This is a genomic window from Candidatus Cloacimonadota bacterium, from assembly GCA_020532355.1.
GTDB lineage: Bacteria > Cloacimonadota > Cloacimonadia > Cloacimonadales > Cloacimonadaceae > UBA5456.
The window spans coordinates 21,925-30,684 of record JAJBBD010000292.1; the positions used below are offsets into that span (position 1 = coordinate 21,925).

Annotated in this window: 4 protein-coding genes and 1 riboswitch; of the genes, 2 read left to right on the forward strand and 2 right to left on the reverse strand. The window is 41.6% G+C overall.

What is annotated here, in order from left to right:
• Window position 1: 1 nt before the first annotated feature.
• On the reverse strand, window positions 2–2,221 hold the full coding sequence (gene topA, locus LHW48_10115; GenBank protein ID MCB5260803.1) for a type I DNA topoisomerase: 2,220 nt from the start codon (window positions 2,219–2,221) through the stop codon (window positions 2–4).
• Complete coding sequence (secA, locus tag LHW48_10120) at window positions 2,222–5,377, reverse strand: preprotein translocase subunit SecA (GenBank protein ID MCB5260804.1); 3,156 nt, start codon at window positions 5,375–5,377, stop codon at window positions 2,222–2,224.
• A gap of 188 nt (window positions 5,378–5,565) precedes the next feature.
• Window positions 5,566–5,684, forward strand: a riboswitch (molybdenum cofactor riboswitch).
• Window positions 5,685–5,734: 50 nt separating this feature from the next.
• Between secA and LHW48_10125 the strand changes: the two genes are divergently transcribed.
• Together LHW48_10125 and LHW48_10130 are read left to right on the forward strand one after the other, a co-directional pair.
• Window positions 5,735–6,535: a hypothetical protein gene (locus tag LHW48_10125; GenBank protein MCB5260805.1), complete on the forward strand. Its 801-nt coding sequence runs from the start codon at window positions 5,735–5,737 to the stop codon at window positions 6,533–6,535.
• Window positions 6,532–8,388 carry a TonB-dependent receptor plug domain-containing protein gene (locus LHW48_10130; GenBank protein MCB5260806.1) on the forward strand — a complete coding sequence of 619 codons (1,857 nt, stop codon included), beginning with the start codon at window positions 6,532–6,534 and terminating at the stop codon, window positions 8,386–8,388. Before LHW48_10125 ends, LHW48_10130 begins: the two co-directional genes overlap by 4 nt.
• The last annotated feature ends 372 nt before the right edge of the window (window positions 8,389–8,760 follow it).

The following is an 8,760-nucleotide window of genomic DNA, read 5'->3' on the forward strand; positions in this document are numbered from 1 at the left end:
TTTACTCCACTATATATTTACATTTAGGACATTGAAGATAGTGCCCTTTGGCTTTGCTGTATTTTTCCACTAAATAGTCGTTTCCACAATGACTGCATTTTTGTGCTACAGGTTTATCGTTAGATATCCACTTACATTCCGGATAACGTGAACAGGCATAAAAAGGACTGCCTTTCTTGCTCCTGCGTGCCACCACTTCGCCGATTTTACATTCCGGACACGCTATTCCGGTTGTTTTTGGACGAGCATACTTACACTTAGGGTAATTGCTACAGGCTATAAAAGCCCCAAATTTGCCTGTTCTTTCCATCAACGGACTTCCGCATTTAGGACACTTTTCATCTAAGGTTACAGGCTCTGTAATCTGGATATTTCCTTTTTCGTCCCGAGTAAAATTCTTGCTATTTTTACACTTGGGAAACTGATCACAGGCAAGGAACTCTCCGCTTCTGGAGCGCTTAACTACCATTTTGCCTACCTTGCATAAATCGCAGATAATTCCCGTATCTTGAATTAAAGCCTGTTTTTCCTTTTTTATATCTACTTTGCTTATTAGAGTTTGCATCTCATCGTAATAGCTCTTTACTAGCCTGTGCCATATTATTTTACCATATTCAACTTCATCCAGTTTGTCTTCCATTTTAGCTGTAAATTTGACGTTAAACAACTGATCGAATTTATCGGTTAAAAAGCTGTTTACATCCAGCCCTAGAGGAGTTGGCACGAAAGATTTCTTTTCGATATTCACATACTTACGATTACGAATAGTGCCAATTATTGATGCGTATGTAGATGGGCGTCCAATCCCTTTGGCTTCTAGTTCTTTTATCAGTGAAGCTTCGGTAAACCGGGAAGGGGGCGAGGTAAAATGCTGAGATTGCCGCAAAGAGCTGTGCTCCAAAGCATCGTTTTGCATATAGTCTTTACAAATCTTCTCGCCTAGAGGGATGTTAACATGTTCATAACACTTCAAAAATCCTTCCTCGCTAATCTGGTTTCCTGCAGCAGCAAATGTAGCGGCTCCTACTTTAACTGAGGCAGTTGTAACCAACAATTTGGCACTCTTCATCTGGGTAGCAACAAACCTTTTCCAGATAAGGGTATAAAGCTTCAATTGGTCTTTTGAAAGATAACTAGCCAAGCTTTCCGGAGTGCGGAATGGATCGGTGGGACGAATAGCTTCATGAGCATCTTGCGCACTTTGTTTGTTCTTATACGTTCTGGTATCAGAATGCAGCATATCTACGCCAAATCGCTCCTCTATCAGCTTTTTACATGCTGTTATGGCATCTTCAGCAATACGTGTACTATCGGTACGCATATAGGTAATCAAGCCAGTTGTATCGCCGCCCAAGTCTATTCCTTCATATAGCTGTTGCGCTATGCTCATAGTCCGCTGAGATTGGAATGAAAGCAATTTGGATGCTTCTTGTTGTAAGGTGCTGGTTATAAAAGATGGAGGTGGTTCAACCCTGCGTGTAGTTCGTTTAATGGTTTCCAATACGGCATCGTTATTCTTAAGAGTTGTTCTAAGCTTCTCAGCTTCTTCAAGATTTGAAATTTCAACTTTCTTGCCCTCTATCTTTTCTAATGTAGCTTTAAATTTGGGCAATTGATCGCGCCAAAAATCTGCTTCAATCCGCCAAAACTCTTTGGGTACAAAAGCTTTAATTTCTGCTTCTCGTTCACAAATCAACCGCAATGCTACAGATTGCACTCTTCCGGCTGAAAGATCTTTGGCTATTACTTTCCACAATAGCGGAGATATACTGTAGCCAACAATCCGGTCCAATACTCTTCGGGCTTGTTGGGCATCAACTTTGGCGGTATCTATAGTGCCGGGATTATCGATAGCCCCACTAATTGCTTTAGCTGTTATTTCGTTAAACACGATTCTATAAAGAGACTTGCCTTTACTTTCTTTCTCCAGAAGCTTGCTTAAATGCCAAGCAATAGCTTCACCTTCGCGATCATGATCGCTTGCCAAATAGATGGCATCGGCGCTTGCTGCAGCTTCTTTTAACTCGCTGATAATCTTGCTTTTCTTTTTATCGGTAACATAGGTAGGATTAAAGTCTTTTTTTACATCCACACCCAAATCGTGTGCTGGCAAATCTCGAATATGCCCCATTGAAGCTTTGACCATATATTTGTTTTTTAAAAACTTACTTATTGTATGCGCCTTAGCGGGAGATTCTACGATAATCAGATTTTTTCCCATTTAGTTTTCCTCATTTTCATGGATGCCGCAGCATTTCTTATATTTCTTTCCGCTGCCACAGGGACAGGGATCGTTTCTGCCCACCTTTGGTGCAACATGCACTGGTTTGGCTTTTATCTCACTTATACCAAAATCTGGAGGAGGTGTTGCAGAACTATGATACTCGTTATTGCTATTCAAAAAACTGTTAACTGCCTCATGCGTCATATTTGCGCCCTTCAACATATCCTGCATATCCTGCATCTGTTCTCTGGTGAGAATATATGTAGTATATACGCGTTTAGTAACGTTGTCCTGTATCCGAGATATCAATCCTTCAAACAATGCAAAGCTTTCTTTTTTATACTCAACCAGAGGATCTTTATTGGCATAAGATCTTAGGTATACGCCTTCTTTTAACAAATCCATTTCATGCAGATGGTCTCGCCACTCATTGTCTACTACTTCCAAAAGCGATCTGCGCTCAATATCGCGCATAACTTCTTCGCCTAATTGCAGCTCTCTATTGTTATAAGCTTCTTTAGCCAATTCACTTAAAGTGTTCACCAAAAGCTCTTGATTTAGATGATCACTCTGAATATCTTCCTCACTAATAACAATGTTTAAGCCTTTAAAATAGCTACATAGTTTTGCCAATTCCCACTCTTCAGGATAATTGGAAATAGAGCAAACTTCATCTACTTCTCTTTGGATGCTTTCCAAAATCATTTCCCAAATCTCGGGTTTGAGATTGTAACCCTTAAGCACACTACGGCGATAGCTATAGATAACCTCACGTTGTTGATTCATCACTTCATCATATTTAATAAGGTTTTTACGAATCTCAAAGTTATGCTCTTCTACACGGGTTTGAGCTTTCTCTACAGCTTTTGTCATCATCGGATGTCGAATGGCTTCACCCTGCTTAAGCCCGATTTTTTGCATTAACGGAGCCATGCGGTCACTGCCGAAGAGACGCATCAGATCATCTTCTAAAGATAGATAAAATCTGGAAGTTCCCGGATCCCCTTGACGCCCTGCCCTACCCCGTAATTGACGGTCAATGCGTCTGCTTTCGTGTCTCTCGCTGCCTATTACGTGCAATCCATCCAAAGGCAAGCCGTAGGGGAACTCCTGATTTCTCACTTTGTTCAAATTCCTATAGCTCTCCACAGATTGAGTTACTACTCCTTCTCCCAACTTTATATCCGTTCCACGTCCTGCCATATTGGTAGCTATTGTAACTGCTCCTGGAGAACCGGCTAATGCCACAATTTCTGCTTCCCGCTGATGCTGGCGTGCATTTAACACATTGTGAGCTATCTGGTGTCTTCTCAATAACCTAGAAAGTATTTCCGATACTTCAACGCTTACTGTGCCCACCAAAACAGGCTTTCTTTGCTTATGCCAATAGATAATCTCATCAATAATCGCTTGGTACTTTTCATTTTTGCTCAAATATATTTCATCATCATGATCAATACGAGTTACGGGTACGTTGGTAGGAATTGCAACTACTGGAAGCTTGTAGATTTCCATAAACTCTGCCTCTTCGGTAACGGCCGTCCCCGTCATGCCCGCTAGTTTCTCAAACATGCGAAAATAATTCTGAAGAGTTATTGTTGCAAATGTTTGCGTTCCCGCTTCAATCGCTACGTTTTCTTTGGCTTCCAAAGCTTGATGCAACCCATCCGAGAACCTGCGACCAGGCATTTGGCGGCCGGTAAATTCATCTACGATAATTACCTTATTATCGATAACTACATACTCCTGGTTGTTTTCAAAAAGAGTAAAGGCTTTCAACAACTGGCTGATATTGTGGAGTTTCTCGCTCTTATCCATAAACTTTCCAGTTGCAATCTCTTTTGCCTTTGCTTTCGCTTCATCTGAAATATCCTGAGCGTCTATTTCTGCCCAAATCTCATCTAAAGTACGCACGACAAACAGATCCGGCTCTTTCTTGCTTAGCATATCGCGCCCTTTTTCGCAGAGATCTACGCTATTATGGCGCTCTTCAACTACAAAGAACAGCATGTCATCCAATTCATACATCTTTTTGTCGCGCAAGTAGATGCCTTCGATATCCTGCACCAAGCGTTTAAGCGATGGCTCTTGCATCAATTTATTCAATGCCTTGTTTTTTGGCGCTCCACGTTTTACTAATAGTAGATTCTTAGCCAAACGGCTATCTGATGCACTGGGATTATCCTCTTTAAGATCGTCTCTTATTTCGGAAAGAAACCGTGATATCAAACTGTTTTGAGCCTGAACCAACGAAGCTATGGATGGTCGTAGTTCCGGATAGAAGTTTTTATCCTGGGCAATGGGACCGCTAATGATAAGAGGAGTTCTGGCTTCATCGACGAGAATACTATCTACTTCGTCCACAATCGAAAAATAGAACTCTCTTTGCACCAACTGCTTAGGGCTTATTGCCATATTGTCGCGCAGATAATCAAACCCAAACTCACTATTCATACCATAGGTAACATCAGCATTATATGCTTCTCGCCGTGAATCATGATCCATTCCGGTAGTGATGCACCCCACAGTAAGGCCGTGAAAGTTGAAAATAGGACTCATCCATTCTGCATCGCGGCTGGCAAGATAATCGTTCACAGTTACCAAATGCGCACCCTTACCTAAAAGCGCATTTAAAAACAGCGGTAAAGTTGCTACTAGAGTTTTCCCCTCACCAGTTGCCATCTCTGCGATTTTGCCATCGTGTAATACCATGCCACCGATTAGCTGCACATCGAAAGGCACCATATTCCATGCTACTGGATGCCCTTTCACCATATATTCCCTGCCCACCATACGACGACACGTATCCTTAACAATAGCAAATACTTCCGGTAAATAACTATCCAACGTTTCCTTATTTAGTTCTCGCAATTTCTTCTTTTGAAGGTCTATTTGATTATCTATTCTATTGCGCTCCGAATCTTCAACAGATTCACGAAAAGTTTGTTGTAATTCTTCCAATTCTTTACGTGCTGGTTCAAGCGTTTCCGCTATCTCTTGTTTAATCTGACTTATGCGTTCCACTAATTGTTGATCGTCATATTCTGCAAGACCATTATAAATTGTGTTTATCTCTGTCACAAGCGGTTCATAGCGCTTGAGATCCTGTGTTGATTTATCGCCGAATATCTTCCTAAGAATCTTCTCGAGCATTATTCTTCCTTCATTGTGTCCATAAAACACTTAGGGTTAAGTAAATGGACAGTGATATTTCCCTATTTGTCACAAAATCCTACTGGCAATTTGTGTCAATGCTTTTAGTGATTTTTAAGCATCCAATCTTGTCCATAGAACATTTATATATACATTCTCTAAGCTTGACAATTTTCCGTTGCTTTGTTTTTTTGCTTTTTAGCCGAGTATTCATTGCTAAACCCCATCCAGGCATGCGTGAATACCGATAGGGTATGGTGGGAAACAGCCATGCCTCCCACTGGAAAGGCTGATGGAATCATTCCATCTGCCTCCAAATATTATATGGAGGTTAATACCTTGAAATAGTACTTAGTTGTGCTCCTTAGCATCGTTCTGCTGCTCGGTATAAGCGCTTGCAGCGAAGACGACAACACTACAGAATCTCAAATCTTAGGCTATCTGCTGGATCAATTCATTGACTCCGTCCAGGTACAGGAAGTAACTGACCCTACAGAAGATGATCCTTCAGATTTTAGAAATCTGTACAACTTCGAAATTGTGGCTTCAGATGGTTACAGTCCCAGAACCAAAGTAGAAACCGCAGGTTATGACCTGGATTGGAACGTTTTTAAAACCGGGTATATAGTTCCGACAAATCAATACAGAACGATGTTCTTCGACGATACTACTCCCGGTGCATTCGAAGTGAAAGACGCTTCCTCGATTCGTTTATACCGTCGCATAATAATCGCTGATAATTCTGAAAATACACATTACAAGGAATTGCAAGCACTTACTATCCATGAAGTTACAAACTGGGATGATGAACTGGAAGCAGCCATCAAGCTAAGTGATTTAATCGGCGATCATCAGAATTTTACTACCATTACTCTAATAGGTTACGACGGATACGAAATGCAGTACACTCCTGAAGAAATTGCCGACGGATATTATTTATTGGAAAGTGAAAGAACAACATTCCCTTCCTACAATGACGACTGGGGTGGCGCTAAGAAGAAATTTAAGTATATCGATAGAGTAAAACTCGATATTGATTTCTCCGAAAGTATACCGCAGTATTTGAATGCTGATGTAGAAGACGCTGATATCAGTTTTACTTTCCCATCTCAGTACGACGGATTTGACGGACAAGTAGTGGATCTTGGAGATAATTGAAAAAACTATTCTTGATCGGCATGGGGATCTTTCCCATGCTGATCTTTTCAATTCAAAGCCGGCCTGATTCGCTCAAGCAATACCATCTTCATCCGGTGCGAGTAATTGCTGATGGTCCGCAAGCCAGTATTGGCTCTGTGAGTACTATTCTCAAACCACCTAATACCGCAAGTATTTCCGAAGCCATAAAACTGAGCCCCGGACTCAATATCAGTTACGGCTCCCGTGATGAAAGCAACCTAAAAATTCGTGGCTTTCGCAAGAACGAAAGTCTGATATTGATGGATGGGCGCCCCTTGAACAGCGGCTACTTTGGCAATGTGGATCTTTCTAAGATTCTTGCTGACGATATCGCCGAGATCCGCATCATCAAAGGTCCGGCATCTGCTCTTTACGGAACCTCTACGATGGGCGGAGTAGTAAATATTATCAGCAAAAATGAAGATCACATCCTCAGCTTGGAAAATAAACTCTCGCGCAACCTGGTAAATTCTCAGCGTATTTCCTCAGCTCAGAGCTGGGGTGATTTCCGGTACAAAATTAGCCTTATCCGGGATGAGCGCTTCCCCTACCCTCTTTCAGATAATTTTATACCCACTCACTTTGAAAATGGTAAACTGCGGGATCATAGTTATCAAGAATCATGGCATGCAGATATAGGCACTCAATGGTTATTAAATGATCTACATGAATTGGGCTTAAATACAGGGTTTTCCCTTATTCCCTACAAGGAAATCCCTTCATCTATATACGCTTGGGATTATGGTGTCTATAAAGATTGGTTTCGGAGTAATGCCGCAATAGCGTTTGATTATTTTGCCTCAATGAATACCAATCTACGCGGTCAGATCTATTTTGATGCTGCTGGAGATACTTTTGAGCGTTATCGGGATGCAGCCCATCAAAATCTTGAGCTCTCTTCCCGTATGGAATCTGTAAATATCGGCATCTCCCCAGTTCTGGAACTACGTGGCGCAGGCACACTAAATACCGGCACCAGAATCGAATTTCGCCGGGTAAACCGTAAAGACAATAACAATTACACGGAGTGGACACCCAACCACGCCATTGTGGGTAATGTATTCTCCCAGTATGAAAGTTCTTTAGGTAATAATTTTTCTTTTACTGCAAGTCTTGGTGCCGCATTTTATGGACACAGTAAAACCGATAAGATATTCTTGTATCCGGAACCATCTGCTGCCCTTACTTGGCACCACAACGAGCATAATTCTACCATCTTATCTGCTGGAATAAACAGCTCAGTTCCTACTATGAGACAACTCTTTTCTGCAGAAAACGGCAATCCGGATTTGCTGGCTTCCTCTGCCAATAAAATTGAATTGAATCATAAACGAAGCTTTAGCACAAATACTATCTTAGATTTTAGCATATTTTTTAATGATGTTCGAAATCTCATAGATAGATGGAACAATCGTTATGAGAATATCTACAAGGTGCAAAGCTTTGGCGGAGAACTCGCCCTCAACTCATGCATCACTAAAATGTGGGATACTACAGCACAATACTCCCTGCTACAAACCGAAGGTGATTACAAATCAAGCGATAGTGCTCCCCACAGCATTGAACTCATCAACCACTTTAAGCTTCCTTGGAAAATCACTTTACATGCTATAACGACATGGAAAAGTGAGCGAGATTCCCAAGATAGCATCGCAAATTTCCATAAACTCCCAGCATATTTTTACCATGAAATCGGCATCAGCAAAAACTGGGACAAGCTTGAACTGAGCCTTCTTTTGCACAACATCACAGATGAAGATTTTCAAACTGAGTATGGCTACCCCGCACCGGGTAGAGATTATACCTTTCGGATAAAATACTATCTTAAGTAATGCTTCACCTTCTCCCGCTTCCTTTTCCCATCTGCTTTAAGTAACTAATAACTTAGTTTCAAGCTAAGATCTTCGGTAAATACGGGAGAATCTCTTTTTGATCCTATGCTAAAAGTAACATATAGCATCATGGATAACATTACCTACGCTCCCTTGCTGCGCTGGGGGGAGCTACGGTGGCTATGCTTAACTGAGCGCTCATTTCACACATTTCTAAGGTAAAAAGGTAAGAAACCTAAAATTTAAGGAACTGCCCTGCAGAGCCGGAAGCCGACAGTGAGGTAGCTGCTGCACGGGTAGAAGTAGTTCCGAAACGCAACCCGGCAGTAGTAGGCACTACTGCCCCAGTTACCACCCCGATACACACGGTAC

Excerpts from the sequence above, each read along its gene's own strand:
- topA (MCB5260803.1), bottom strand. The coding sequence starts at position 2,221 with ATGGGAAAAAATCTGATTATCGTAGAATCTCCCGCTAAGGCGCATACA.
- secA (MCB5260804.1), bottom strand. The coding sequence starts at position 5,377 with ATGCTCGAGAAGATTCTTAGGAAGATATTCGGCGATAAATCAACACAG.